This is a genomic window from Rouxiella badensis (assembly GCF_026967515.2).
Taxonomy (GTDB): Bacteria; Pseudomonadota; Gammaproteobacteria; order Enterobacterales; family Enterobacteriaceae; genus Rouxiella; species Rouxiella badensis.
Window position 1 is genome coordinate 2,169,006 of the sequence record NZ_CP114062.1, and the last position, 26,934, is coordinate 2,195,939.

A 26,934-nucleotide genomic window follows, 5' to 3' on the forward strand; every position below is an offset into this window, starting at 1 on the left:
AGCGTCAAGGACGAGGGACATCTAGAGCAACCCAGTGGTGTGGTGAAACTTCCCGATACTTCACTTTCTCTATCTGTAATCCGACCGGGTGAACCGGTGATTTCACTTCGGTATCGTCAAAACTGCGCGAGGTTCGCTGCGTGGGATCGGCAATCGGCACCGAGTTAAGCAAACGTTGAGTGTAAGGATGCTGCGGATGGCTAAAAATGGCGTCGCGCGGGCCGATTTCGACTATCTGTCCGAGATACATCACCGCCACGCGGTTAGCGATGCGTTCGACCACCGCCATGTCATGAGAGATAAACAACCAGGCAACGCCGGTATCGCGCTGGAGATCCATCATCAGATTCACCACCTGCGCCTGAATTGAGACGTCCAGCGCCGAGACGGCCTCGTCGGCGATAATCACCTGCGGCTGTAGCGCCATCGCCCGCGCTATCGCGATACGCTGACGCTGTCCGCCGGAAAACTCATGCGGATAACGGCGGGCAACTGACGGCTCGAGGCCCACGCTTTTCAGCAGTTTATTGACCGTCGGCGTGGCCTCGGCGAGCGAGCGCGCCAGCCCGTGCAGCAGCAGCGGTTCAGCTATCGAAAAACCGACCGTCAGGCGCGGATTCAACGAGGCGTAGGGGTCCTGAAACACCATCTGAATCTGCCGCCGCACCGCCTGAAAAGGCTTGTCGCGCATCAGGGTAATTTCCTTCCCTTCGAGATGAATGCTTTCCGATTGGCTGCCCACCAGTCGCAGAATCGCGCGCCCGGTGGTGGATTTTCCGCAGCCGCTCTCGCCCACCAGCGCCAGCGTTTCGCCGGGCCAGATGGAGAAATCTATCTGTTCAACGGCGTGCACTTCTTGTGTAATACGCGAGAGAATGCCGGAACGAATGGGGTAGCTGACCCGAAGGCCACGGACATCGAGCAGGGGCGGTACGCTGTAATCGGCGGTCGTCTGCTCATCGAGTGCATCGAGGCCGGCCACATCAGCCAGCGCCGATTCGTCTTTTTTAATCAACGGAAAACGCCGTGGCCACTGCCGCCCACGCATATCGCCCAGTTTAGGCACCGCGGCCAGCAGCGCACGGGTATAAGGGTGTCGTGCGTGGGCAAAAATCTGCTCGACGCGGCCCTCCTCCACGACCTCACCGTGGTACATCACCACTACGCGGTCGGCAATTTCGGCGACCACGCCCATGTCATGAGTAATAAACAGCACCGCCATGTCTGAACCGCGCTGCAAATCACGCAAGATTTGCAGAATGCGCGCCTGCACGGTGACGTCGAGCGCGGTGGTGGGTTCGTCGGCAATCAACAGTGCGGGGTCGCAGGCCAGCGCCTGCGCAATCATCACGCGCTGACGCATACCGCCGGAAAGTTCGTGGGGATAACAGCTCAAAATGCGCTCAACGTCGGGGATGCGCACCTGTTTGAGCAACTGTCGCGCCTTGTTCAACGCATCGTTTTTATTACTGATGCCGTGGTCAATCAGGCCTTCGGTGAGCTGATCACCCACGCGCAGCACCGGGTTGAGCGAGGTCATAGGCTCCTGGAAAATCATCGACATTTCCTGACCGCGTAACCTACGCCGTGCCTCCGTCCCCATCTTGACCAGTGAATGTTTCGCGCCGCTACGGGTAGTAAAATCAATGCTTCCACCATCGATGGTTGCCGAGTCGGCCAGCAGCCCCATGATGCCCAGCGAGGTTACCGATTTACCCGAACCGCTCTCCCCCACCACCGCAACCACTTCACCTTTATTAATAGAAAAAGAGACGCCTTTGAGTGCCTGAGTCTTCCCCTGTCGGCCGCTAAAACTGACCGATAAATCCTTAACCTGAAGAATGGGCCTGATGGGACTTTCCGACACTGACAGGTCGGTTGGCTCGACGGCAGGCGCCTCACTCACGGGCATTTCAGTCATCAAAAGCGTGCTCCTCTGTTCATTTCAAGACGTTTTAAAGCCAGACTTCACCGTGCTCGTAGCGCAGCGCCGGTTGAGAGTCCTGAGCCAGCCAGATAGGACCATCGAGGTCCACGCGCTCGGCCTGCACGGCCACCGGCAGCGCGGCCTCCATCGCCAGCGAAGAGCCGAGCATGCAGCCCACCATCAGGCGCAGGCCAAGCGCCTTGGCCTCAGCGGCCATCGCTAGCGCTTCGGTCAGGCCGCCGCACTTGTCGAGCTTGATGTTAATCATCTCGTAACGGTCACGCAGCCCGGCGATATCCGAGCGCTGATGGCAGCTTTCATCAGCGCAGATAGGAATGGGATGCAAACAATGCACCAAGTCTTTATCTTTTCCGGCAGGTAAGGGCTGTTCAATCATCGCGATATTAAATTCGTGCAGCGCATGGAACAGACTTTCGAGATCGAGACCCAGCCAGGCCTCGTTCGCGTCGATCACCAGCGTGGTGTGCGGTGCAGCGTGACGAAGGGCGGCAACTTTCTCGATTATCTGCTCACGATCGAGTTTGATTTTCAGCAGTTTCGCCCCACGTGACACGGCGTTTGCAGCCGCTTTTGCCATATTGTCGAGCGTATCGAGACTCAGTGTTTCGGCGGTGACAACGCTTTGAGGGGCTTGCATATCAAGCAGTTGCCAGACCGTCTTGCCCTGTTTTGCAGCATCGAGACGCCACATTGCACAGTCGAGCGCATTACGCGCAGAGCCTACCGGCAGCGCCTGTTGCAGCGCTTCACGCGTTAAACCGGCTTCAACCTGTGGCTTTATGACGGCGAGCTGTTCGCAGACGCTTTCCGCCGACTCCTGATAATGGGCGGTCGGCGTACACTCGCCCATCGCGACAAGGCTGCCCTCGGTCAGGGTAACGCGCACTACGGTCACCGCCGTGCGCACACCGCGAGAGATGGCAAAAGGTCGCGCCAAAGGCAGCTCCAGCGTCCTGAATTCCATGCTAATCATAAGCCACGGTCCTTGATTGACTGTGCCAGCTCACTGATGCCGAAACGCACCGGGTCAGTGGCAGGCACACCAAATTCACGGCTGATTTCGGCAAGCGCGGCTTTGGCTTCGGCTTCATCTACGCCGGAGGTATTGAGCGAGAAACCGGCCAGTTGAACGTCTGGATTGGTCAGGCTGGCGGCGGCGAGGTTGGTATCAACACACTGTTTTAGGGTTGGCATAAACTGATGCGGCAGGTGGCGCATGTGTTTGCGGCCAAGCTCGTGGCACATCACCAGAAGATGCGGCTGCGCCCCGTGGATAAGGCCCATGCTGACCCCGGCGAACGACGGATGATAAAGCGATCCCTGCCCTTCGATGATGTCCCAGTGGTCGTCGTCGTTGGCCGGGGAAAGTGACTCCACCGCACCAGAAATGAAGTCGGCAATCACCGCGTCGATGGCAATGCCCGCACCGGCGACCAGCACCCCGGTCTGTCCGGTCGCACGAAAATCGGCCTTCATGCCAATCTCGCGCATCGCCGATTCGAGCGCCAATGAGGTATACATTTTGCCGACGGAGCAGTCGGTTCCCACGGTCAGAATGCGCTTACCGCTGCGCTTCTTGCCGCTGCCGACGTCCAGTTCAGGGCGCATGTGGCGCACGTCAAACAGTTGCACGTTGTGTTCGGCGGCAAGTTCAACCAGTTCAGGAATATCGTTCAACCCCTGATGCAGACCGTTGGCGACGTTCATGCCGGCGCGGATGGCCGTTTTAATCGAATCAATCCAGTGGCCTGGCAGCTTACCGCCGGCGTTGGCGGTGCCCAGCACCATCGTTTTCGCGCCGCGCGCTTTAGCGGTCGCGATGTCCAGCTCCTCGAGTCCCAGTGACACGGAATCGGTCGCCAGACGAATCTGGCCCACGCAGGACTCGGGACGCCAGACGTGAATGCCGCGCGCCGTTTTCGCCGCCAGCGGGTCCATCACGTCACCTAAGAACAGCAGATACGGCATAGGGATTTGTTGCATGAGTTTCTCTCGTCAATAGTTGTAGGATTGGGCAACCTCGATTGCCTGACCTCACGACTATTTCACGCGCGCCGCCCCACGGCGAATACTTGTTTAGTCAGAGGGTATAACCTGAGGTTATGGGGAGAGAAAAACAGCAGATAGTTGAATGGGAAGGTTTTTTTCAGCATAAAAAAAGGCAGAGCCAGACGGCCCTGCCTTTGAGATTACCTTTTCAGACACAGATAAGGGTAATACGGGGGTGATAACGCGTCGTTTCTGAAGCTTAGAAACGGTAGGTCAGGCTGACGGTGGTCACGTCTTTCTTGTTGCCGCCCAGTTTGCTGCTGTCGCTATCGCTCAGGTTGTTGATTTTGTAGTCAACGTAGGTGTACATGTTTTTGTTGAAGTAGTAGTAAGCACCAACAGAAACGTATTTGTACAGGTACGCATCGCCCACGCCTTCGACGTCTTTCGCTTTGTTAGACACGTAAGCGAGTGAAGGACGGAAGCCGTTCAGGAACTGGTACTGTGCAACGGCTTCAAAGATCTGCGTCTTGTTGGCAAAACCGGCTACACCGTTTGCGGTGATGTTGGTTTGCTTGTGAGTTTCTTCAACCATGGTCGCCAGGTAGAACTGGTTAGCGTCATATTTAACCGCCGCAGACCAGGCTGAAGCCGTGTCGCCGCCGCCGATTTTTGCTTCAGACTGAGCAGTCGTACGGTCAGAACGAGAACCGGCCAATGCGACACCGATACCGGTGCCGCCGATGTCTTCATAGGTCAGAGACGCGCCAGCACCGTCGCCGTTAGAGCGGCTGGTAGGACGTGAGGTGCTTGATACGCTGGTCGCTTCGTTTTTGCCCTGGTACTGTAATGCCAGATTCAGACCATCAACCAAGCCGAAGAAGTTTCTGTTACGGTAGGTTGCGAGACCGGTAGAACGGCCCACCATGAAGTTGTCGGTGTAACCGGAGTCGCCGCCGTATTCTGGCAGCATGTCGGTGTAGCCAATTGCGTCATACACTACGCCGTAGTTACGGCCGTAATCCAATGAGCCAAACTTGGCGAATTTCAGACCGGCGAAGCCAAGACGGGTTTTGTTACCGTTCAGCGCGTCTGAACCTTCGGAGTTGCTCAGGCTGTTTTGATATTCCCACTGGCCGTAGCCGGTCAGAGTATCGCTAATTTTGGTCTGGCCTTTAAAGCCAAAACGCATATAAGAACCATCGCCATTATTGCTGGTGCTGTCACTGAAATAATGTTTACCGTTAACGCGGCCATACAGATCCAACTGGTTGCCATCTTTGTTATAAATCTCTACGGCATTTGCACCAGTGGTTACAACAATTAAAGAGACCGCTACGGCCAAAACACTGCGCTTCATCATTATTTAAGTTCCTAGAATTTTATATATAGGTTTCCCCGTGCCAAATTTTAAATATCAGGCTGCGAGTTTCTTAATATTTATAATTGCTGCTATCTGTAAATCGAATCGAACATTAGCACTAAGCACGAAAAGTTAAAATGAAAAAGTTCGGCGCTATTGGTTAAATTATCGAAATGATGTGTAACAAAATGATTCAAAATCAGGTTTGTAACCCCCTGATTTTATGCATATTTTGCATAACAGGTTGCACCAAAATAGTGCATGCGCGTTTTTTGGTGCAAACTTCTTAAAGAATTGTCTTTTTACTGTGCTATAGAGCACGTTTTTCAAAGCATTTTTATGTGTTAACAATCATTAAAAAAATTAAATGAGAAATAGATCACTTGCCTTTAAAAAGTGCATAGCAGAGTAAGCGTTTTTTATTATTCCTCTGCTATATCGAAAATCCAGTTAAGCAAATACCGCATTTGACTATCGACTTAATATTTATTATTCCCACCGAGAGGATTATTTAAGTCAAATTACAAATCACGTAAGAGGATCATAATTACCTTGGTTATTAATTTGAACAATACTCCGTATTGATAATGACTGTTTTGCACAAATAACAAACAAGGCCAGGAAAGGGATATTAATAACGAGCGCAGAGAATGAGAGGGTAATCGCGCTCTTCTCCCCTTCTCGCTGACAATATTCAGCAGAGTGGGAGAAGAGCATCAGGAGGTTAACGGTAGCGAGAATTAACGGCGGTTACGCACCAGCTGGTAACGACGAGTGAGGTATTCCACCGGCGCACTCCAGATATGCACCAGACGACAGAACGGAAACAGCAGGAACAGCGTCATGCCAAGGACCATATGCAGCCTGAAGATAAGCGCAACGCCATCAAGATGTGCCGATGCGCCGCCCTGGAAGGTGACAATGGCCTGTGCCCAGCCGACCAGCTTTATCATTTCGCTGCCGTCCAGATGCTGCGCCGAGAAAGGAATGGTGCCCAGCCCTAGACAAACCTGCACCACCAGCAGCGCGATTATCATGATATCGCCAACGCTTGAGGTCGCGCGCACCCGCACATTGGTTAAGCGGCGCTTAAACAACATCGCACCACCGACCAGCGTCATCAGCCCAAAAATGCCTCCCGCGACCATCGCCAACTGCTGTTTCGCGGCAATAGAGAGGAAAGGTTCGTAAACCCAGTGCGGGGTTAACATGCCGACCAGGTGGCCGAAAAAGATGCCAAGAATACCGACGTGAAACAGCGGCGAGGCAATGCGTAAGCCTTTTTTATCCAGCAGCTGGCTGGAACCTGCACGCCAGCTGTATTGGCCATAGTCATAGCGCAGCCAGCTGCCGGCCAGAAAAATCGTCCCCGCAATATACGGATAAATATCAAAAAAGAAGCTGCTGAGGAAATTCATGGACGTTTCTCCTCACGGGAGACGCCGGGGTGTCCGGCATCGAGTTGAATGTACTGCGCGGCTACCGCGCCTGCAAAACGTTGGCCGCGTGCCTTTTCTTCTTCACTCAGGCAACCTTGCTCACCGAGGAATTTGATTTGCTCGTCTTCCCACACCGCATCAAGCGCCTGAGGCGTATCGTCACGGCTCTCGTGCTGCAGTTTTTCCGCCACGCTGTCGGCGGTCAGTGTGGCACCCGACAGGCTCAGCAACAGGTTGAACAACAGCGCATAGTGGTTTTCACGCTGGGTCAGGCGCGCACTCAGCAGCGCCAGAATTGGGGCAATGTCCAGCAAACCGGCTTGGGCCTCTTCCGCTGCAAGCATAGCGAGATACTCGAGGTACAGCGGCAGATAGTCCGGTAACTCCTTGCTGTCTATCTCCAGATTCGCGGCGCGGTATTGATCCAAAAGATCGACCATCGCCTGCCCGCGATCCCGCGATTCACCGTGCACGTGTTCAAACAGCAGCAAAGAAGTGGCGCGGCCGCGATCGAACAGGCTACAGTATTCGGCCTGTCTGTCGAGCAGGTCGGCGGCACAAAACTGTCGAATGAAATCGGCCAGCTGCTGCGTTTCTTCAAGGCTCAGCAGTGGGGATTCCGTCAACGCCAGCAGCAGGTCCTGCTTATGCGCCCACAGCGCGTCGTCGGGATAGTCCAGCAGACGAGAGATAATGCGTAAGGCGATCATTTTTCAGCTCCGAACGAGGTTTTAGGGCTCACGTCGATGGCGTCGATACGCTTGCTGTTAAACAGATTAAATTTTCCGTCGCTGCCGTGGCAGCCATCGCCGAAACTGAAGCCGCAGCTTTTACTTTCAGGGAAGGCTTCGCGCGCCAGCTCGCGATGGCTCGACGGCACCACAAAGCGGTCTTCGTAGTTGGCAATCGCCAGATAGCGGTACATCTCTTGTGCCTGCCGTTCGCTCAGGCCAACCTGATCCAGCGCGGTAGTATCGACCACGCCGTCAACCGACTCGGCGCGCTTGAAGTGACGCATTGCCAGCATACGTTTCAGGGCCAGCAGCACCGGCTGGGTGTCGCCTGCGGTTAACAGATTGGCCAGATACTGGACGGGAATGCGCAGACTTTCGACGTCCGGCAGCACGCCGGTGTGCGGTATCGCGCCCGCATCGGCCGCCGACTGAATCGGCGACAGCGGCGGCACGTACCACACCATCGGCAAGGTGCGGTATTCAGGATGCAGCGGCAGCGCCAGCTTCCACTCCATCGCCATCTTGTAGACCGGCGACCGCTGTGCGGCATCAAGAACCGACTGCGGGATCCCCTGCTTTATCGCCTCGGCGACCACCTGCGGATCGTTGGGGTCCAGGAATATTTCCATCTGACTCTGGTAGAGATTCTGCTCGTTCTCGACGCTGGCGGCCTGCTTGATACGGTCTGCGTCATACAGCAGCACGCCCAGGTAGCGAATACGTCCAACGCAGGTTTCAGAGCACACCGTTGGCTGCCCCGCCTCGATGCGCGGATAGCAGAAGATGCACTTCTCGGACTTGCCGCTTTTCCAGTTGAAGTAGATTTTCTTGTAAGGACAGCCGGTCAGGCACATGCGCCAGCCGCGGCATTTGTCTTGATCGATAAGCACGATGCCGTCTTCGTCACGTTTGTAGATGGCACCGCTCGGACAGGTCGCCACGCACGCCGGATTCAGGCAGTGCTCGCAAAGGCGCGGCAGATACATCATGAAAGTGTTTTCAAACTCGCCGTAGATTTCTTTTTGTATGTTGGCGAAATTGCTGTCGGCGGAACGGGTTGAGAACTCGCCGCCTAAATCGTCTTCCCAGTTTGGGCCGCTGACAATTTTGTCCATCCGCAGGCCGGTCAACAGCGAACGTGGACGCGCAATCGGCTGATGTTTCCCCTCTTTGGCGGTGTGCAGATGCTGATAGTCGAAATCAAAAGGCTCGTAGTAGTCGTCGATTTCCGGCATATAAGGATTAGCAAAAATCTTACCCAACAGCTGCAGACGGTTGCCCATACGCGGCTGGAGCCTGCCGCTGATTTTACGGATCCAGCCGCCCTTCCATTTCTGCTGATTTTCCCAGTCGTTCGGGAAGCCAATACCCGGCTTGGTTTCAACATTATTAAACCAGCCATATTCGACGCCTTCGCGACTGGTCCAGACGTTTTTGCAGGTCACCGAACAGGTGTGACAGCCGATGCATTTGTCGAGATTTAGCACCATGCCGATCTGTGAACGAATTTTCATTTAACTTTCTCCTGCACGGTGTCGTGACCTTCGCCGTCTAACCAGTCAATGCGATTCATTTTCCGCACCACGACAAAGTCATCGCGGTTGGAGCCTACGGTGCCGTAATAGTTGAAACCGTAAGACTGATGGGCATAACCGCCGATCATGTGCGTTGGTTTAGGCGTAACGCGGGTTACCGAGTTGTGGATCCCGCCGCGCTGTTGGGTGATTTCAGAGCCGGGAATATTCACCAGCCTTTCCTGCGCGTGGTACATCATGGTCATGCCCGCCGGAACGCGCTGACTGACCACCGCCCTCGCAGTCAAGGAACCGTTGGCGTTGAAAGCCTCTATCCAGTCGTTGTCCGTGACGCCAAGCTGGCGCGCATCGTCTTCACTCAGCCAGACAATCGGCCCGCCGCGCGACAAGGTCAGCATCAGCAGGTTGTCACTGTAGGTGGAGTGAATGCCCCACTTCTGGTGCGGGGTGATGAAGTTCAGCGCCCTCTCTGGATTACCGTTAGGCCGCGTATTCAGGAACGGCTGAGACGCGCGGGTGTCAATCGGCGGACGGTAAACCAGCAGGCTTTCACCGAACGCACGCATCCACTCGTGATCCTGATAAATTTGTTGGCGGCCGGTCAGCGTGCGCCAAGGAATAAGCTCGTGCACGTTGGTGTAACAGGCGTTATAGGAGACGTGTTCATCTTCGAGACCCGACCAGGTCGGGCTGGAGATAATCTTGCGCGGCTGTGCCTGAATATCGCGAAAGCGGATTTTCTCGTCTTCTTTATTCAGCGCCAGATGGCGATGGTCAATGCCGGTAAATTCCCCCAGCGCTTTCCAGGCTTTAACCGCCACCTGACCATTGGTTTCAGGCGCCAGCGTCAGGATGATTTCTGCCGCATCGATCGCCGTTTCAATCTTCGGACGACCGGCCGCTGCACCATCAGGCTGGGTGTCATTGAGTTTCTTCAGCAGCGCAATTTCGCTGTCGGTATTCCAGTTGATGCCTTTGCCACCGTTACCGAGCTTGTCGAGCAGCGGCCCCAGCGCGCTGAAGCGGGCATAGGTATTCGGATAGTCGCGTTCGACCGGCACCAGATGCGGCGCGGTCACGCCCGGAATAAGTTCGCAGTCGCCCTTTTTCCAGTCCTCCACGCCCAGTGGCTGAGCCAACTCGGCGGCGGAGTCGTGCTGAATCGGCAGCGTGACCAGGTCAGTCTCTACGCCCAGATGCCCGACACAGACACGAGAAAACTCCTTCGCCAGCCCTTTGTAGATATCCCAGTCGCTTTTAGATTCCCAGGCGGGATCGACGGCGGCAGACAGCGGATGAATAAACGGGTGCATGTCCGAAGTATTCATGTCGTCTTTCTCGTACCAGGTGGCGGTCGGCAGCACGATATCGGAGTACAGACAGGTGCTCGACAGCCGGAAGTCGAGCGTCACCACCAGATCCAGCTTGCCTTCGCCGCCCTGGTCTTGCCATTCCACCTCTTCCGGCAGGATTCCACCCTGAATCCCCAAATCTTTCCCCTGAATGCCGTTTTCGGTGCCGAGCAGATATTTCAGCAGGTATTCATGGCCCTTACCCGACGAACCGAGCAGGTTTGAGCGCCAAACAAACAGGTTGCGTGGGTAGTTTTGCGGGTCATCCGGCTGCTCGGCGGCGAAGCGTACGCTGCCGTCCTTTAGGCTGTCGACGGTGTATTGCTGTACATTTTTCCCCGCCGTTTTAGCCATCGCGGCCAGATTCAGCGGATTCACGTTGAGCTGCGGCGCAGAAGGCAGCCAGCCCATACGCTCGGCGCGTACGTTGAAGTCAATTAGGCTACCGCTAAAGCGTGAGCCGTCGGCCAGCGGAGAAAGCAGCGACTGTGGCGTAACGCTTTCATAGCGCCACTGGCTCGAATGATTGTAGAAAAATGAGGTGCCGTTCATCTGGCGAGGCGGACGCTGCCAGTCGAGACCAAAGGCCAGCGGCTGCCAGCCGGTCTGCGGACGCAGTTTTTCCTGGCCGACGTAGTGCGCCCAACCGCCGCCGCTCTGTCCCACACAGCCACAGAAAATCAGCATGTTGATCAGGCCACGGTAGTTCATGTCCATGTGATACCAGTGGTTCAGGCCCGCACCGACGATGATCATCGAACGGCCGTGGGTCTTGTCGGCGGTGTCGGCAAACTCGGTGGCAATGCGGATAATATTTTGCTGTGAAACGCCGGTAATCTGTTCAGCCCACGCCGGACTGTAGGCTTTGATCTGGTCAAAACTCTGCGCGCAGTTGGCGTCATTGAGACCGCGTTCGATACCGTAGTTGGCGAGCGTCAAATCATAGACGCTGGCAACGCACGCTTCACTTCCGTCGGCGAGAAGAATCCGCTTCACCGGCAGTTTGTGCAGCAGGATCTCTTCCAGCGCAACGCTGTTGAAATGCTCGTGAGTGATGCCGCCGAAATACGGGAAACCGACCTCAACGACGTCGTCATGTTGGTCCAGCAGGCTCAGCGCCAGTTTGACGTCCTGCTGATTTTTGCCTTCACGCGCTTCGAGATTCCACTGCCCTTTTTCGCCCCAGCGATAGCCGATGGAGCCGAGCGGGGAAACCAGTTCTCCGCTCTGTTCGTCCAGTGCGATAGTTTTCCACTGCGGATTATTTTCCTGCCCGAGGTTATCGACCAGATCCGAGGCGCGCAGCATGCGGCCTGCGGCGAAGTGTCCCCCTTCGCGCGGTTCGAGCAATACCAGCATCGGCATGTCGGTATAGCGGCGAACATAGTCGATGAAGTAGCGGCTCGGGTTATCCAGATGGAAGGATTTAAGGATCACGTGGCCCATCGCCAGCGCCAGCGCGCTGTCTGTTCCCTGCTTCGGTGCCAGCCAGTGGTCGCAGAGTTTAGCAACTTCGGCATAATCGGGGGTGATCGCCACCGTTTTCGTGCCTTTGTAGCGTACTTCGCTGAAGAAGTGCGCGTCCGGCGTGCGCGTCTGCGGCAGGTTAGAGCCCCAGGCGATAATATAGGAAGAGTTATACCAGTCGGCCGATTCCGGCACGTCGGTCTGCTCACCCCAGGTCATTGGCGAGGCCGGAGGCAGGTCGCAGTACCAGTCATAGAAGCTCAGACACACGCCACCAATCAGGGAGAGATAGCGGGCGCCCGAGGCGTAAGACACCATCGACATCGCCGGAATAGGTGAAAAACCGATGATGCGGTCTGGCCCAAAGGTTTTGGCGGTGTAAACGTTGGAGGCGGCGATCAGTTCGTTGACCTCCTGCCAGCTGGAGCGCACAAAGCCGCCGCGCCCACGCACGACTTTATAGCTTTTGGATTTTTCAGGATTGCTGACGATTGAGCCCCATGCATCGACAGGATCGGCATGCTGCTGCTTCGCCTCGCGCCACAGCTGGATAAGCTTTTTGCGCATCAGAGGATACTTCAGACGGTTGGCGCTGTAGAGATACCAAGAGTAGCTGGCTCCGCGCGGGCAGCCGCGTGGCTCGTGATTCGGCAGGTCTGGGCGCGTGCGCGGGTAGTCGGTCTGCTGAGTTTCCCAGGTAACGAGGCCGCTTTTGACGTAGATTTTCCAGCTACAGGAGCCAGTACAGTTGACGCCATGAGTGGATCGCACAACTTTATCGTGCTGCCAACGGCTGCGATAACCCTCTTCCCAGTCGCGATTGGCGTTTAGCGTCTGACCGTGATCGTCGGCAAAGGGTTCGGCCAGCTGCTTAAAATAGCGAAACCGGTCTAGAAACTTGCTCATCCAGGAACCTCCTGAGGCGTTCTGTCTTTATTTGGGTAGCGTTGCAGGCAAAAATCAACGCAATGACATTGCTTAAATTGGCGCTAGGGTAGTCGCGGGTGTGAACAGACGCGTTGATGACGATCAATCGATTCAGGAAGGAAATAGTTACGGCGACGAAACATACCCCCTAGGGGGTATAAACTTAAAATTCTTAACCTATTGTAAAATATAAAAATAGTGCTCGTGATTGAGCGCTATTTAAGAATTGGAGTTGTGGTCAGCTATTTGGGAGTAGGAAAAGGATTACAAAAAATCTTTCGCCTTGCTTAGCAGCGCAGCCTTGGTTATGACGCCGAGCAGGCGACGCGTCTCGGCATTTTCCAGCACCGGCAGACGTTCGAGCGGTGATGAACTGAACACGGCCCACGCCTCTTCATAGCTCGACTGCTGATAGAGCACGGTAAATTCATGCTCGATATAGGGGTCGATGGGCGCCTCTTTATCCAGGCTGCCGTCAATGATGCCGGTTGCCAGCACATTGGTCGCGACCACGCCAACGAAGCGCTCTTCCCTGTCGATAACATAGACGTAACGTGTGCGCTGTTTGAGGCCCTCACTGACTAACTCGACCAGCGTGGCATCGAGGTACATTTTTGAACAGGGACACATCAACGCGGCGACGGTCCCGTTCTCAAAATCACTCTTGGCGGCGAACCGCGCGTTGAGCCGGGTCAACACTGGGTAGGTACCGCTGGCCTTGAAGCGCGACGCCACAACGTAGGAAATGGCCGTCGCCAGCATCAACGGGAACAGCAGCGAACTGTTGAGGGTCATTTCAAACGCCATCATGATCGACATCAGCGGCGCGTGACTGGTTGCCGCGAGCAAAGCACTCATGCCGATGGCGGCATACAGGCCCATCGGCCCCGGATCAAAGCCCAGCCATTGCAGGCAGGTACAGACCAGTGCGCCGCTGGCGGCTCCGATCAGCAGCGAAGGCGTGAACAGGCCGCCGACCGCGCCAGACCCTACGGTGATAGCGGTGGCAACAATCTTGAGCAGCAGCAGCAGCCCCAGCGAGGTATGCAGGTCGCGGTTATTCAGGATAAGGTCGATAACCTCGAACCCATTGCCCAGCACCAGCGGCGAGACCATCGCCACCACGCCTACCGCCAGTCCTCCGAGGCCAAGGCGCAGCGCCGGATGGGATATCGGCTGCATCGCCCTGCGCACCTTATCAATTGAGGCAATAAACATCGGCCCGAGAATACCGGTCGCCGCGCCAATCGCCAGTACGGTAAAGATAGCGCCGGGCGTTGGGCTGAATACGGCGGAAGAATAGAGGTACAGCGGCGCATAGTGGGTAACGGAGCGCACAGTCAGCACCGCAACCGAGGCGGAAATAAACAGTGGGATAAGCCGCTGTACGGCGGTAACACCAAAGGCAATCTCGGCGACAAACAGCGCGCCGGCAAACGGCGCGTGATACACCGCAGCCAGCCCGCCTGCGGCCGCCATCGCCACCACGTCTGACTGGTGAAGAGAGGTAAAACGTGTAAAGCGGCCCAGCAGGCTGCCGCTCAGTGCAGAAAGCTGCACCATCGCGCCTTCGCGACCAATGGAACTGCCGCTCGCGATGCTGGCAAGTGAAGAGAGCGATCTCAGCAGCGTGCTGACCACAGGAATACCCGGTAAGCGTTTATCGATGACGTCGAGATAGTCCGGCATCTTGCCGTTGCGCGACTCGTAGCGGAGCGCCCAGTGGAGAATAAAGCCCGCCACCACGCCACCCACGGCGGTGATAATCGGCCAGACAATCAGAGGGTATTCGTTAAACGCGCGGGTTATGTCGCTGCCGTCTTTAAACATCAAGCCATCAATGCCGCCGATCGCCAGCCGAAATCCTATCGTCACAAGCGCAGCAATAATCCCGGCGGGAATGGCTATCAACAAGTTTACCCAATCAGATTTTTGCAACGCTTTAAAGCCCATTATTTCCCAAACCGGTTGTCGAATCTAAAGGATTTCCTTAGACGAAATCATAGCATCCCTCAACGATTTAGAAATAAGGAAGTTAGCGCCGAGAGGATCATTGACGAGATTTCATTCGACCAAAGTGCTGAACCGCTTAGCTTGGCACATCACCGGTTCAGCACGCACAATTTTGTTTATGTGAATGAAATCAGGCAGTCAGGTCTTTGAATAACAAATCTAAGACATTTCAACCAGCATCAAACCGGCACGCAGTCCCAGTGCAACGTTCGGGTTCGGGAATAACACCACTTCTTCGGGGTGCTCGACCCGATACGTTTTACCGCTCTGCTCGGCCAGCACGTAGCCCTGCGGATAAGCGGTAAAATTCAGCGCATCGGCGGGCACGTGCAGTTGGAAGTCCGGCTGTTCGCGCAAAATATCCTGCACCACCTGAAAGTGCTTCATCGGCTCACCCTGACGTGCGGGCGCAGGTAAATCACTCACCAGTGCCTGCAACGCCAGCTTTATCTGGATGAACTGCTTAAGGTCATTCTCGCCAAACGGCAGCGCCTTGCCGAGCTCTAGGGTGCAACTTTCGGCATCGAAAACCTCACTGCTAAAGTGCGTAAACGTCCCGCCGGGGGAGCGATGATAGACCAGCGCGTCTAACCCGGCCTGCTCAAGCCAGGCCAGCATTTCGGGCGAGTGCGGGCGCAGCTGGAAAGGCAACAGGCCAAAACGCAGGTACAGCGAGCCGCGAATCGCGGTATGCAGATCATAATGGAAACGCTGCCTGGCGCCGGCCGCACTGGCGCTGCGATAAAACTGCGCCAGCAGTTGCTCAAGCTGCTGCGCACGCCGTGTTTCATCACTTGGGGTGAATCGCACATGGCGACCGCCAAACATACGATTCATGTCCGCCACGAGATAGCGCTTGTTGGCACGCATCGACGGTGGATTGCCCAGCACCACCAGCAAACGCACCCTCAGCGGGCGCGTACCGGCAAGCAGCTCGGCCACCAGTTGATTCAGCAGCTCGATAGGTGCCGTTTCGTTGCCGTGAACCCCCGCCGACAGCACCACCGCCTTTTTACAGGCGTGACGCGGCGACAGCTCAAGCACGCCTTCGGCCAACCACTGCCAGTCAAGATGCGGCAGTTGACCGGAGGGGAGAACAGGCGGCGTTCCGTCCAAAGTAAGCGTTAATACATCAAACATGACACGCGTTCCTTAATCACTTTCTTCAGGCCTGCTGGAAAGGATAGATACTTCCCAGACGCAGGATCTGCGTTAGCTCGTCCAGCGCGCGGCGGACTTCCAGCAGCAGCTGCGGATCGGCTAAATCTTCCTGCTGCATCCGGTCGCGATAGTGGCTGTCAACCCAATCATTGAGGCGAGCAAACAGAGTATCGTCAATCAGTGAACCCTGATTAACCGCCGACAGCTCGGTAGCATTTAATGCCACGCGCAGCCTCAGGCAGGCCGGACCGCCGCCGTTGCGCATACTCTCACGCAAATCGAAGACCTGGATATCGTCAATCGGGCCGCCGCTGGCGCGCAGATCCGACAGATAGTCCCATACCGCGGCGTGCTGGCGAGATTCCTCTGGCACGACGATAGTCATTTTACCGTCGGCCCTGCTCAGCAGTTGGCTGTTGAACAAGTAGGTGGCCACGGCATCATCGAGAGAAACGCGCGACTTAGGCACTTCAATCGGTTTAAAGTCCGCCTCAACGCTGGCCATCTTGCGGCGAATTTCGTCGAATGCCGCCTGCTGATTCACAAATGCCTGCTCATGGTGGAACAGCACCTGGCGATTGCTGACCGAAATCACATCGTTGTGGAATACGCCGCGATCGATAGCCTCGGGATTCTGCTGAACGAACGCCGTGCGCACTGGGTCAAGCTGATGTAAACGGGCAATTGCCTCGCTCGCCAGCAGCGTTTGCCTTGCCGGATAGCGTACCGGTTCGTTATCACCGGTCACCAGTCCGTTACGGCCATAAACAAACACCTGCACGCCCTGCCTGTCATACTCGCCGCACAGTCGATTATGGTTAGCCGCGCCTTCATCGCCGAGATTTGCGACCTGAGGAAGCGCAGCATGGTGCGCGAAGTGCTCGCGATGATTAAAGGTGGCGCGCAGGATAGCCGAGGTGGTGTCGGCTTCAATCGCACGGTGAAACTTGTTATTCAGGTTTGCCACGGTGAAATGCACCCGCCCGTCGGCGCTGTCGGCCGATGGCGATACCGTGGCGGCGTTGGCGACCCACATCGCCGATGCGGAACTTAGCGACGAGAGCAGGCGCGGCGAATAGGCATTGGCTTTGGCCAGCACCTGCGCATCACTCCCCTCAAATCCCATCTGGCGCAGCGTGCTAAGATGCGGCCTTTCATGCGGCGGCAGTACGCCCTGTTTGAAGCCAAGGTCAGCCAAGGCCTTCATTTTCAACAGTCCCTGCTTCGCCGCCAGCTTCGGATTGGCAATTGCGCTTTGGTTGCGCGTCGAGGCTTCGTTACCAAACGACAGCCCCGCATAGTGGTGGGTGAGTCCTACCAGACCATCAAAATTGACTTCATATCCAGACATCATGCTCTCCAGTGACAGCCAGGGTTACCCTTGCTGACCAAAATCGATTCCCGGCGACAGCGCGGAAGGAAGTTCCAGACGGTCGGTTTCCAGCGAGGCCATCGGCCAGGCGCAGTAATCCGCGGCATAGTAGGCGCTCGGACGATGATTGCCCGAGGCACCAATCCCACCAAAGGGGGCATTGCTGGAGGCACCGGTCAACGGCTTGTTCCAGTTGACGATACCGGCACGGGCCTCGAGCAGAAGCTGATCGAACTGTGCACGCTGCGCCGAAATCAGCCCGGTGGCCAGGCCAAAGCGCGTCTGGTTGGCAAGACGGATTGCCTCATCAAACTCGCGGTAGCGAATAACGCTCAGCAACGGGCCGAAATACTCTTCATCCGGCACACCGGCCACGTCGGTCAGCTCGATGATACCCGGCGTCAATAAGGTGCTGTCGGGACGCAGGCGGCTCATCGTCAACAGCGACTTGCCGCCGAGCTCGACCAGTTTGTCCTGTGCGCTCAGCATATTGCGCGCAGCGGTATCGGAAATAACCCCGCCGATGAACGGCTGCGGCTCGTCATTCCATGCGCCAACGCGCAGCGAGGACGTAACCTCAATCAGGCGCTTGAGGAAGGCATCCCCCGCCTGACCTTGTTTGACCAACAGACGACGCGCGCAGGTGCAGCGCTGCCCGGCAGAGATAAACGCCGATTGAATGGTCAGATTGACCGCGGCGTCGATGTCTTCAACCGGCTCAACGATCAGCGCATTGTTACCGCCCATCTCCAGCGCCAGAATTTTTTCCGGCTGCCCGGCCAGCTGACGATGCAGCTGATAACCGGTGCCCGCGCTGCCGGTAAACAGCAGACCGTCAATCTGCGATGAAGCGGCCAGCGCCTCACCGGTAGAACGTCCACCCTGCACCAGATTGATCACGCCGGCAGGAAGTCCCGCTTGCTGCCACAGCTTGAGCGTCTCTTCGGCGGTCACCGGCGTGAGTTCGCTCGGTTTGAACACCAGCGTGTTACCGGCCAGAAGCGCGGGTACGATGTGACCGTTTGGCAGATGCCCTGGGAAATTGTAGGGGCCAAATACCGCCAGCACCCCGTGTGGACGATGACGCAGTACCGCTTCACCGTCCGGCATTGGCGTATGTTTCTCGCCGGTACGCTGTTGATTGGCTTCCAGCGAAATCGCCACCTTGCCTATCATTGCCTGCACTTCGGTGAGTGTCTCCCAGCGCGGTTTACTGGTTTCAAGGCTGATGATTTCGGCCAGTCTGGTTTTGTTTTCAGTCAGCAGCGCGGCAAATTTCTGAATGACTTCGCCACGCTGGGCCAGCGTCAGGCGCGCCCACGCCGGGAAAGCCTCACGTGCGGCAAGGCAGGCCGACTCGACGTCTTCACTGCTTGCGCTCATGGCCGACCAGAGCTTTTCACCGCTCACCGGGTTAGACTTTTCCAGCAGCGTGCCTTGCCCGCTGCGCCACTGTCCCTGAATAAATAGTGCTGGATGGGTCATAGTTCACTCGCTTGTGATAATTGTCGGGTTGAGGTCGCTGTCGCCGCGTCGGGGAACAGCGGCACAACGCGCAAGGGGGTGCCATGGGTGACGCACAGCGCCTCAGCGGTACGCTCGTCGAGCGTTAACCGGCTGATATCTGCGGGCCCCGTGACCAAAGTCGCGCGAAAATTTGCGTAATTTTCGTTGGCGACCAGGTAGAAAGTTTCATCTTCGAACGACGTGGCGGTAGTGATTCTTGCCGGCAATAATTGGCTTTCTTTCACCGCACGCAGGTTGTCTACCTCGCCTTCAAGCGTCGGACCCGCGTCGAAGATGTCCACGTACCCCTGATAGCGCAGGCCTTCTTTTTCAAGCAATGCACGCGCTGGGGCAGTTTGAGGATGAACCTCGCCCAGCACCGCACGCGCCTGCGGGCTTAACAACTCGGTGTAGAGAGGGTGTTTCGGCATCAGCTCGGCAATAAAGGACTTCTGTCCCATCCCGGTCAGACGGTCTGCTTCGGCAAATTCCATGGCGAAGAAATGCTGCCCGACGCTGTCCCAGAAAGGCGAGTGGCCGTTGTCGTCTGATACACCGCGCATCTCGGCAATCACCTTCGGCGCAAAGCGCTCGCGGAAAGCGGCCATAAACAGGAAGCGCACTTTTGACAGCAGCTGTCCGTTGCGGCTATGACGATAGTCCGGATCGAGGAACAGCGTGCAGAGCTCGCTGTAACCGGTGTGATCGTTACTTAAAAACAGGGTCGGGACCGGTTTGTAGATGTTCAGGCTCTTCGACGCATGGATAAGCGTACCGAGTCGGAAGTTGTACCAAGGCTCGCTGAGCCCCACGGCCACCTCGAGCGCGCTGACGCCAACGACTTTCTGCTGGCTCAGGTCTTCGAGCACGAACAGATAGCCCTGCTCGGCTTTGTCCAGCTGACCTTTCCAGGTTGCCACAGAGCGCTCAATTCGCGTTCGCAGGTGGGCCTCATCCTTAGGCAGAGACGTTAAACCGATGCCGGTTTTCCCTGACAACTGCAGGATATCGGCGATATCGCCGAGCCGCACAGGACGAATCAACATCATGATAATTACCTCATTCAAAGAGATGACGCGGTTTTCAGGAACAAAGCCGCGCGATGGCACGCTCAAGACGGTTCAGACCTTCCTCGACGTCAGCCTGCGGAATAATCAGGGATGGCGCGAATCGCAGCACGTTAGGACCTGCGATTAAGCCAATCAACCCTTCTTCTGCCGCCAGCTGGTTCAGCTGTTTAGCCTGTCCGTTATAGCGTTCGTGCATTACCGCCCCGAGCAGCAGGCCCATGCCGCGAATCTCAGAAAATACGTGATACTGATGATTAATCAGGTTAAGACGCTCGGTGAACCACAGATGGCGCAGCGCGACGCCGCCCAAGACTTCAGGCGTATTAATCAGCTCAAACACCTTACCGGCGACTGCGGTGGCCAGCGGGTTACCGCCGTAAGTGGTGCCGTGGGTGCCGGGTTGGAAATGCGCGGCCAGACTGTCGACGGTAAGCATGGCGCCGATAGGGAAACCACCGCCGAGCGCTTTCGCGGTAGTCAGGATGTCGGGGACAACGTCATAGGCCTGATAGGCATAGAGTTCGCCGGTTCTGCCCACGCCGGTTTGCACTTCGTCAAAGATAAGCACGGCATCATGCTGGTCGCACAGCGCGCGCAGGCCATGGAGGAACTCAGGATCAGCAGGCACTACGCCACCTTCACCTTGTACGGGTTCAACAATGACGGCGCAGGTACGAGAGGAAATATGGTTCGCTACCGCCGATAAATCGTTGAACGGCAAATGCGTGATGGCAGGCGGTAACGGGGCGAAGTCCTGGGAATACTTAGGCTGTCCGCCTGCGCTAACGGTGAAAAGAGTCCGGCCGTGGAAGGCATTTTTAAAGGCGATAATCTCGTTTTTATGGTCGGCGTTTTTAGAGTGTCCGACCAGACGCGCAAGTTTAAGGGCCGCTTCGTTTGCTTCTGCACCTGAGTTACAGAAGAACGCCTTGTCGGCGAAGGTCGCATCCACCAGCTGTTTCGCAAGCTTCAGTACTGGCTCATTGGTATAACCATTTCCTAAATGCCAGACTTTTTGTGCTTGCTCGGTTAACGCACTTAATACCTCTGGATGGCGATGCCCCAGCGCATTGACCGCAATTCCGCCGGCAAAATCGACATAGTCTTTACCAGACTGGTCCCACAGCCATGAGCCTTCCCCACGTACAGGGATAAAATCAGCCGGGGCATAGACCGGGACCATGTATTCATCAAACGCTTTGCGGGTTACACGCTGTTCCATATCAACCTCATCGTTATTTGCTTATGCCATCGTCTCTCGGCCTTAGTGCAAGCCATTGATAAGACGGTTGACGTTAATTTTTGAGAACGCATTTCCTAAATTAAGGGTGCAGACTCCCTTTCCCTCTTAAAGAGAAGGAAAATTTTTAATGAGTCATCTTTTCTACAAATTGTCGCTGCACGCATAACGAGCAGCTCTTTTAGGGTAAAATCAACTTAACTGTCTGTAAGCGTCTTAGAGTTAAGGGATTTAAAATTTTGTCCCTGATGAATTGATAATAGTGTGCAGACATCGTGCCAGCAACGAAAAAAAGTGAATAAAAAAGGTCGAGACACCAAAAAACAAGGAGTTAAACCCTAACCCTATTCACTTTAACTGCATAAAAAGTGAATATTTATGAAAAACCCCTTTACGGGTCATACTTTAAGAGAATGAGTATGCAACGAAAAATAACTAAAAATATCTGCCGTATTTGTGATCTGTTACACAGGGAAGGCGCAGACTAAGAAAATAAATGCCTCTTTTTAGAGCGAAATCCTCACCAAAATGGTGCACATAGCCATTATTTATTGGCCTTCACAAAGGCCAATAAGAGCTTTCTATTATTAAGTCACTGGATTATCTATTGATAAGAAATTAAAATACATTAATGCCGATAGATTAAATTAATTAAATTAATAAATCCCAAATTTAAGCTGTAACTAGCTTCATATTAAACATTTATGAATTAAATCTAAAAAATCAGAATATATATCGACAGTCGGCATATTTATTATTGTAAATAAAATTCAAGTCGGACATGATCTTACCCGTTAACTAAAAATCAAGGGAATAATATGCGTCATCAGCAAAGGACTCAAGGTATAGGTTATAGATTTTTTGATTTCACTCTGACTCAAGACAATCAGTTGATGAGGAAAAGTACTTTTATCAGGACCGGAGCAAAAGAGCTTGCCGTATTGAGAGTGCTCATAGAGTCTGCAGGACAGCTCGTTGAGAAAAATGATTTGCTCGATAAGGTTTGGGGATCGGCTATTGTTTCAGAGGAGTCTCTTGCACGCTGCATTTATGTATTAAGGAAGATATTCCGGCAAGACAAAGAAAAGGTTTATATCCAAACAATTTACTCAAAAGGGTATGTTTTCGTTGCTGAAGTCTGTGAGTTTATTCCTGTACCCTATGAAATAAGCCCCGACCCCGTGTCTGTGCCCACGCCCATACCCGCGCCCGAGGCCGTCGATTATGAAGAGATTTTACAAAAGATCTTCGGTATGGATATTACCTATATCGAAATATCCGGAAAAAAACACATGGCTATCGGCGTTAAAATTTTATTACCAACAAACGAATTAACAGATAAAAAGAGAAAGTGCTAACCATGCTGTAACCCAAATACGGTAAATTATATTGAAAAATAGCGCCTGGACATTTCGGCCAATGTGCCGATCGTGCTTGATAAGACTTTAACCATGTTATCATAAACCGAATTAGCGTTCGCAAAACGCCCGGTTAAAGATTGAAGCGTCGTTTTTATTTGATCTTCCTGGGCGTTAAAACCCGTCACCCAAGATTCATACTGGGTATTGAGTAATTCGTAGTCATTTGAAGTACTAGAGATAAGATTATCCTTCATCTGTTTTAACGGGGTTAAATCAATCGCAACATAGTACCAATCTCCACCATATTGGGATTGTAATACGCTGCCTGATGGTAATCCCATGTCCTTAGCCCATTTTTCAGCCTCGACCTTGGATACATTATCTTTAGGATCTTTAGGGTAAAGTTGAGACAGCTTGTAACCGTCATCTGCCTTCTTATTGTATTTATCATAAAGATTATCAAGCTTTCCTTGCAGCGTTTTAAAGTCGTACTTTAGATAGCCTTCTTTATCACTTTTTTTAATGAGCTTACCCATTTCAGACATAATGTTACTAAGTTCTTTATAAAAATTAATATATTTAGCTAAAGCCCCCTCAAAGATATCATAATACCCCTCTTTAACCTCGCCTATTATTTCACCAATCTGGTCAGAGATGTTTGAATCATTGTCAGAAAGATAGGCGACCGCTGAACTCTTTACCGACAATTTATCCTGCATCTGTTGTTTTAGATTTTTGAACTCAGCGACAAAGACTAGATTATCCTGAGCCTTGACAAGGGTTAACTTACTTTCATATTCCCTAAGGTTTTTAAGCATCAACTGCGTCATGAAGGGGGCATCGGATTTATCCTTGGCAAGTAACGCCTTTTCAAAAGCATTAAGCGACTGCACAAGCTCGCTGTTTTTTTCCGTGACCGATGAATTAACGTTTTCCTCCGTATCAACCCATAACGCCTTAGGGTTAGGTAATACAGGAGCTTGCTGTGCGTCGTATCTAACACTAGAAGTAGAGAGTTGTAATCCAATGCTGGTAGTCATTTTATTATCCTTGGTGATTTAGGGAGCACTAGCATTTTCTCGCGATCTCACCTATGGTGTTTGAAATATTCTCCAGTATTCGATTCATACTGTTAATCAGCTCAGAGGCCGTATTTTTATAGTTATTGCTGCGCTCACGGTTATTATCGGTAACTTTATTTTCAACCGAGGAGCTCATCTCAGCCAATGAGGACTTGGCACGCTCCTCTGAGGCGCCGATAGAAACAGAAGAGGAAATCATATTACCCATTGAATGCGATAGCTGACCTAATGTACGGTATTTTTCAACATTAAGACTGGCATTCATATATCTTTTTTTATCATCGTTAGACAGGGCGTTTCTCTGATTTTCTAACTTTGCCTTTTCTAGTTCGAAATTTGCATTTTCATTTTTAATGTGACCATCTCTCTCTTCACGGATTGGACGTGAAAGAGCACCTCCATACTCATTATCGATTTTAGGATGGATTTCATCCAATTGAGGTTTATACTTTTCATTGATGTCGGCAATGTTTTTATCTCTTTTAGCGCCAATCTGCGAGATGCCGTCTTGCTTTATTTTTTCAGCAGCACCATCAATACCCTTCTGCTTTCTTAACGAGTGCGCTGAGAGTACATAGCTGGCGCCCATGACCGCAATTTGAGTAATTCCCCCAGCGACTGCTGCTGAACAGTTATATATCCCTTCCTGCCGAATTGAGGTCGCCTTACTGTTCACGGAAGATTGCGCATTAATCATGCCATCGGCACTCTGTTTGAGAGCAATTTGGTCCAGTTTTTTAAGCAAGAAAATTAAATCTGTAATCGACAGGCTAAAATCACTCGCCGTGCCTCTTGACCTGGTATTTAGGACTGGGGAACTCGAGGAAGGAGGACGTGACTCCAGCGTTATCTCTTCCGTAATAACCCGACTCAGGTTGATTTGTAATGCCGCAGAAGCAGGCTCTTTATCAGCAAGAGGGCTGACATTGCGGTCACCTTCAGAGCCCTTAGTGGGAATAAATATTGGAATATGTCGTAGATTTATATAATTCGTGGTCATGCTTCTCTCCCAAAGCGCTTATATGCGCTGTAAATTAACAATCGATAAATTAGTTTGCTGCCTTGCAAGATTAATAGAACTCACCGTTTCGATAATATTTAACTTAGCCCTATTATCTGCATCAATTATTTCGATCATCTGCTTGAGATATTTACTAATGAATTTAACATCTGCCATAGCGACTATAATATCCGCTTCTTTATCGGCGACTTTTTTAGTTGAAATGCCTAACTGGATACTGTTCGCGGTCTCTACGGTAGATTTAGAAACCTCGGCACCCATAACGGCATAGTCTATATTACGCCCATAACTTCTTAAAGAAACCACATCATTTTTAAATCCTAGCTGTTCACCTAACCGCGCTACAGATTTACTCATAGAGGTCGAAACTTTACTGGCTGTCCTTCTCACTGCCGCAGGTACCGTTTTTTGGATCACCTTATTGATGACTTTACTCATTATGGGGACGATTCTTTTAAGCAATGCACTTGCCACATTTTTAGCGACCACACCGACGGCAATCATGATTACCGCAACAGTGATGGCAGCAGTAACGGTAGAAATAATATTGGCAATTCCGTCTTTCACCCCTAAATCATTCAAAAAAGATTTAATTTTTTCCGCAACAAATTTCATTATTGGCTGGATCACATGTTCCAGGACTGGCGCCATCACCCTGTCGGTAATACTTTTTCCAGTTACTTTGGCAACAATCGGGTCGGCGATAAGCAATGCCATGCCTACTGCGGCCAGCGCCAGGCTAGCCCCCCCGGTGAAAACGGCTCCGACAATGCTTACTGCCATGATTATTCCGCCTAAAATCTTACCAACACAGCCCATGATCTTATTGAGATGTTCTGCCTTACGGATCTCCTCGGCCTGCTCTTTGGCTTTTGACTCCATTTCTTTTTGCCGTGCTTCCTGCAACTGTCTTGAGAGTTTAGCGCTGGCCTGAAGTTTTTTGTCTGCATTGTCTCCAATCAGATTGGATAGCGTGCCGAGCAACAGAGTCATTGCGGCCAAGCCGGTGAGATGCTGTTCGTTGGTCGTTTTGAGTACGACTCTATCTACATTCGGCTGCTTCTGAAGTTTGTCCCAAAGGCCATCAACGATAAGCATCTTCTCGGTGGCGAGACTAGCTGAAGCTATCGATTTATCTTTTGCTATACCCAGCGCCGTTGAAGCAAGACTGAGTTTTCCCGTTGCCTTATTGAGTGAGTCCTGAGCCTTCCCGTAATCAATATCTGAAGGATTCATCCCTGCCAGTTTATCTTTTGCAGCCTCATAGTCAGATTTAGCACCTTCGTAATGCTTGTTCGCCGTGACAAGCGCATCACCGTCAGCCGTTGCCTCTTGAATTGCCTGGGCGCTCTCAGCGTTTGCCTGGATGTACTCATTTAAAAGCGCAAGGCCACTTGCCGTCTTGGCCAAGCTCAGCGCATTAATCTGGCTAAGTCGATTCTGTAATTTATGGGTGTTTCCGTCAGCAAAAATTTGCATTAACCCTGCCACTAAAGCTGAGAGGCCGGCAGGTTGCTTGGCTTCAACATTTAATGGCGTGGTAGGAAGAGCAAGTCGAGGGATATCCGCTTTAAGCGAAGCCGCCAGTGTCAGATTCGCGGTTTCACTTAATCCAATCACCATCATTTTGACCGCAGTCTGCTGCGCGGCAGCCTGGATATTACTCATTTCAACGCTTTGAGGAGGTTCCTGGGACAAGTCGGCAGCTTTCGGTTTTAAAGTTTCAGGTACCGATAAGGGGGGCCCTTTTTGCAGAATAACCGTTTCACTCATTGCATTTCTCCGGCTGAGTTTTAAACGCATCAGACTTAACGTTCATGGCATCTTCAGAGCAGGGTTTCATATTTATGGTATAAGCTTCAGCCCGCTGAACCAGTTCAACATCATGACTTTGCTCGCAAACCAGCTCAAAACATCTTCTGGCCTTCAGCATTTCTTTCATCATTAGCTGACACTGTCCGGCATGAAATACGCTTCTATAATCATTGCCGTTCATTGCAAAAACCACCGCGTAAAGATCGGCGGCTTTTTGATACTGTTTTTTTAATTGATAGACCGCGGCAAGACCCATAAAATAATCTGTATTATAAAAATCATACATGCATAAAAATTGAAAAAAAGTCTCAGCGTTATCGAGCTTACCCTGCTGATAAAATTGATAAGCATAGGCATAAAGACTGTTCATCATATCATCAGGAATATTGTGAATATCCTTTAATGTTGCCTGTTCATTCAAACACCCAAGCAACATATCTGCAATTTTATCATCGTTAATCGTGTCAGTTCGTTCCATGAATACTCCTTAACTACGCAGACCAAAGTGGGAACTGTTTAATGCTGGAATTACATCATCG

19 protein-coding genes are annotated in these 26,934 nt (G+C 52.9%); 1 reads left to right on the forward strand and 18 read right to left on the reverse strand.

Going from position 1 to position 26,934, the window contains the following annotated elements:
• Positions 1–4: 4 nt before the first annotated feature.
• The 14 genes from O1V65_RS10000 to O1V65_RS10065 form a co-directional block, all read right to left on the reverse strand.
• Positions 5–1,921 (reverse strand): ABC transporter ATP-binding protein, encoded by a 1,917-nt coding sequence (locus O1V65_RS10000; protein WP_227989512.1) that lies wholly within the window; start codon positions 1,919–1,921, stop codon positions 5–7.
• 34 nt (positions 1,922–1,955) lie between these two features.
• Positions 1,956–2,921, reverse strand: coding sequence for an N-acetyl-D-Glu racemase DgcA (dgcA, locus tag O1V65_RS10005; protein WP_269130468.1), 966 nt, complete (start codon positions 2,919–2,921; stop codon positions 1,956–1,958).
• Complete coding sequence (gene dgcN, locus O1V65_RS10010; RefSeq protein ID WP_269130469.1) at positions 2,918–3,931, reverse strand: N-acetyltransferase DgcN; 1,014 nt, start codon at positions 3,929–3,931, stop codon at positions 2,918–2,920. The genes dgcA and dgcN overlap by 4 nt, the downstream gene beginning before the upstream one ends.
• Before the next feature lie 265 nt (positions 3,932–4,196).
• Entirely contained in the window at positions 4,197–5,300 is a 1,104-nt protein-coding gene (locus tag O1V65_RS10015) for a porin OmpC (RefSeq protein ID WP_017490326.1), read from the reverse strand.
• A 740-nt stretch (positions 5,301–6,040) separates the two neighbouring features.
• The gene (gene narI / locus O1V65_RS10020; RefSeq protein ID WP_165429630.1) at positions 6,041–6,718 is read right to left on the reverse strand and encodes a respiratory nitrate reductase subunit gamma; all 678 of its coding nucleotides are present in this window, start codon (positions 6,716–6,718) and stop codon (positions 6,041–6,043) included.
• A complete protein-coding gene (gene narJ / locus O1V65_RS10025; RefSeq protein ID WP_017490324.1) occupies positions 6,715–7,449 on the reverse strand; it encodes a nitrate reductase molybdenum cofactor assembly chaperone in 735 nt (244 codons plus the stop codon). Before narJ ends, narI begins: the two co-directional genes overlap by 4 nt.
• Entirely contained in the window at positions 7,446–8,987 is a 1,542-nt protein-coding gene (gene narH, locus O1V65_RS10030; protein WP_084912365.1) for a nitrate reductase subunit beta, read from the reverse strand. Before narH ends, narJ begins: the two co-directional genes overlap by 4 nt.
• Complete coding sequence (locus O1V65_RS10035; protein ID WP_084912364.1) at positions 8,984–12,733, reverse strand: nitrate reductase subunit alpha; 3,750 nt, start codon at positions 12,731–12,733, stop codon at positions 8,984–8,986. Before O1V65_RS10035 ends, narH begins: the two co-directional genes overlap by 4 nt.
• Positions 12,734–13,018: 285 nt before the next feature.
• Positions 13,019–14,692 (reverse strand): chloride channel protein, encoded by a 1,674-nt coding sequence (locus tag O1V65_RS10040; RefSeq protein WP_227953359.1) that lies wholly within the window; start codon positions 14,690–14,692, stop codon positions 13,019–13,021.
• Between the two features lie 234 nt (positions 14,693–14,926).
• Positions 14,927–15,907 carry a succinylglutamate desuccinylase gene (gene astE, locus O1V65_RS10045; RefSeq protein WP_017490320.1) on the reverse strand — a complete coding sequence of 327 codons (981 nt, stop codon included), beginning with the start codon at positions 15,905–15,907 and terminating at the stop codon, positions 14,927–14,929.
• Positions 15,908–15,932: 25 nt separating this feature from the next.
• Entirely contained in the window at positions 15,933–17,279 is a 1,347-nt protein-coding gene (gene astB / locus O1V65_RS10050) for an N-succinylarginine dihydrolase (RefSeq protein WP_017490319.1), read from the reverse strand.
• Between the two features lie 24 nt (positions 17,280–17,303).
• A complete protein-coding gene (gene astD / locus O1V65_RS10055) occupies positions 17,304–18,785 on the reverse strand; it encodes a succinylglutamate-semialdehyde dehydrogenase (protein WP_017490318.1) in 1,482 nt (493 codons plus the stop codon).
• On the reverse strand, positions 18,782–19,855 hold the full coding sequence (gene astA, locus O1V65_RS10060) for an arginine N-succinyltransferase (RefSeq protein ID WP_026110317.1): 1,074 nt from the start codon (positions 19,853–19,855) through the stop codon (positions 18,782–18,784). The genes astD and astA overlap by 4 nt, the downstream gene beginning before the upstream one ends.
• A 34-nt stretch (positions 19,856–19,889) precedes the next feature.
• Complete coding sequence (locus O1V65_RS10065) at positions 19,890–21,098, reverse strand: aspartate aminotransferase family protein (protein ID WP_017490316.1); 1,209 nt, start codon at positions 21,096–21,098, stop codon at positions 19,890–19,892.
• Positions 21,099–21,934: 836 nt separating this feature from the next.
• Here O1V65_RS10065 and O1V65_RS23155 point away from each other — a divergent pair.
• Positions 21,935–22,474 (forward strand): winged helix-turn-helix domain-containing protein, encoded by a 540-nt coding sequence (locus O1V65_RS23155; protein WP_084912363.1) that lies wholly within the window; start codon positions 21,935–21,937, stop codon positions 22,472–22,474.
• A gap of 26 nt (positions 22,475–22,500) precedes the next feature.
• On the opposite strand, the gene O1V65_RS10075 is transcribed toward O1V65_RS23155, so the two are convergent.
• Genes O1V65_RS10075 through sicA form a run of 4 tightly spaced genes read right to left on the reverse strand, consistent with a single transcriptional unit; the run spans position 22,501 to position 26,831 of the window.
• The gene (locus tag O1V65_RS10075; RefSeq protein ID WP_017494067.1) at positions 22,501–23,517 is read right to left on the reverse strand and encodes an IpaD/SipD/SspD family type III secretion system needle tip protein; all 1,017 of its coding nucleotides are present in this window, start codon (positions 23,515–23,517) and stop codon (positions 22,501–22,503) included.
• Between the two features lie 28 nt (positions 23,518–23,545).
• Positions 23,546–24,559 (reverse strand): hypothetical protein, encoded by a 1,014-nt coding sequence (locus O1V65_RS10080; RefSeq protein ID WP_157388802.1) that lies wholly within the window; start codon positions 24,557–24,559, stop codon positions 23,546–23,548.
• Between the two features lie 18 nt (positions 24,560–24,577).
• Positions 24,578–26,353: a type III secretion system translocon subunit SseC family protein gene (gene sctE, locus O1V65_RS10085; protein WP_017494065.1), complete on the reverse strand. Its 1,776-nt coding sequence runs from the start codon at positions 26,351–26,353 to the stop codon at positions 24,578–24,580.
• Positions 26,346–26,831: a type III secretion system translocator chaperone SicA gene (gene sicA / locus O1V65_RS10090; protein ID WP_376783504.1), complete on the reverse strand. Its 486-nt coding sequence runs from the start codon at positions 26,829–26,831 to the stop codon at positions 26,346–26,348. The genes sctE and sicA overlap by 8 nt, the downstream gene beginning before the upstream one ends.
• Between the last annotated feature and the right edge of the window lie 103 nt (positions 26,832–26,934).

Excerpts from the sequence above, each read along its gene's own strand:
- O1V65_RS10000 (WP_227989512.1), bottom strand. The coding sequence starts at position 1,921 with ATGACTGAAATGCCCGTGAGTGAGGCGCCTGCCGTCGAGCCAACCGAC.
- dgcA (WP_269130468.1), bottom strand. The coding sequence starts at position 2,921 with ATGATTAGCATGGAATTCAGGACGCTGGAGCTGCCTTTGGCGCGACCT.
- dgcN (WP_269130469.1), bottom strand. The coding sequence starts at position 3,931 with ATGCAACAAATCCCTATGCCGTATCTGCTGTTCTTAGGTGACGTGATG.
- O1V65_RS10015 (WP_017490326.1), bottom strand. The coding sequence starts at position 5,300 with ATGATGAAGCGCAGTGTTTTGGCCGTAGCGGTCTCTTTAATTGTTGTA.
- narI (WP_165429630.1), bottom strand. The coding sequence starts at position 6,718 with ATGAATTTCCTCAGCAGCTTCTTTTTTGATATTTATCCGTATATTGCG.
- narJ (WP_017490324.1), bottom strand. The coding sequence starts at position 7,449 with ATGATCGCCTTACGCATTATCTCTCGTCTGCTGGACTATCCCGACGAC.
- narH (WP_084912365.1), bottom strand. The coding sequence starts at position 8,987 with ATGAAAATTCGTTCACAGATCGGCATGGTGCTAAATCTCGACAAATGC.
- O1V65_RS10035 (WP_084912364.1), bottom strand. The coding sequence starts at position 12,733 with ATGAGCAAGTTTCTAGACCGGTTTCGCTATTTTAAGCAGCTGGCCGAA.
- astE (WP_017490320.1), bottom strand. The coding sequence starts at position 15,907 with ATGTTTGATGTATTAACGCTTACTTTGGACGGAACGCCGCCTGTTCTC.
- astB (WP_017490319.1), bottom strand. The coding sequence starts at position 17,279 with ATGTCTGGATATGAAGTCAATTTTGATGGTCTGGTAGGACTCACCCAC.
- astD (WP_017490318.1), bottom strand. The coding sequence starts at position 18,785 with ATGACCCATCCAGCACTATTTATTCAGGGACAGTGGCGCAGCGGGCAA.
- astA (WP_026110317.1), bottom strand. The coding sequence starts at position 19,855 with ATGATGTTGATTCGTCCTGTGCGGCTCGGCGATATCGCCGATATCCTG.
- O1V65_RS10065 (WP_017490316.1), bottom strand. The coding sequence starts at position 21,098 with ATGGAACAGCGTGTAACCCGCAAAGCGTTTGATGAATACATGGTCCCG.
- O1V65_RS23155 (WP_084912363.1), top strand. The coding sequence starts at position 21,935 with ATGCGTCATCAGCAAAGGACTCAAGGTATAGGTTATAGATTTTTTGAT.
- O1V65_RS10075 (WP_017494067.1), bottom strand. The coding sequence starts at position 23,517 with ATGACTACCAGCATTGGATTACAACTCTCTACTTCTAGTGTTAGATAC.
- O1V65_RS10080 (WP_157388802.1), bottom strand. The coding sequence starts at position 24,559 with ATGACCACGAATTATATAAATCTACGACATATTCCAATATTTATTCCC.
- sctE (WP_017494065.1), bottom strand. The coding sequence starts at position 26,353 with ATGAGTGAAACGGTTATTCTGCAAAAAGGGCCCCCCTTATCGGTACCT.
- sicA (WP_376783504.1), bottom strand. The coding sequence starts at position 26,831 with ATGTTGCTTGGGTGTTTGAATGAACAGGCAACATTAAAGGATATTCAC.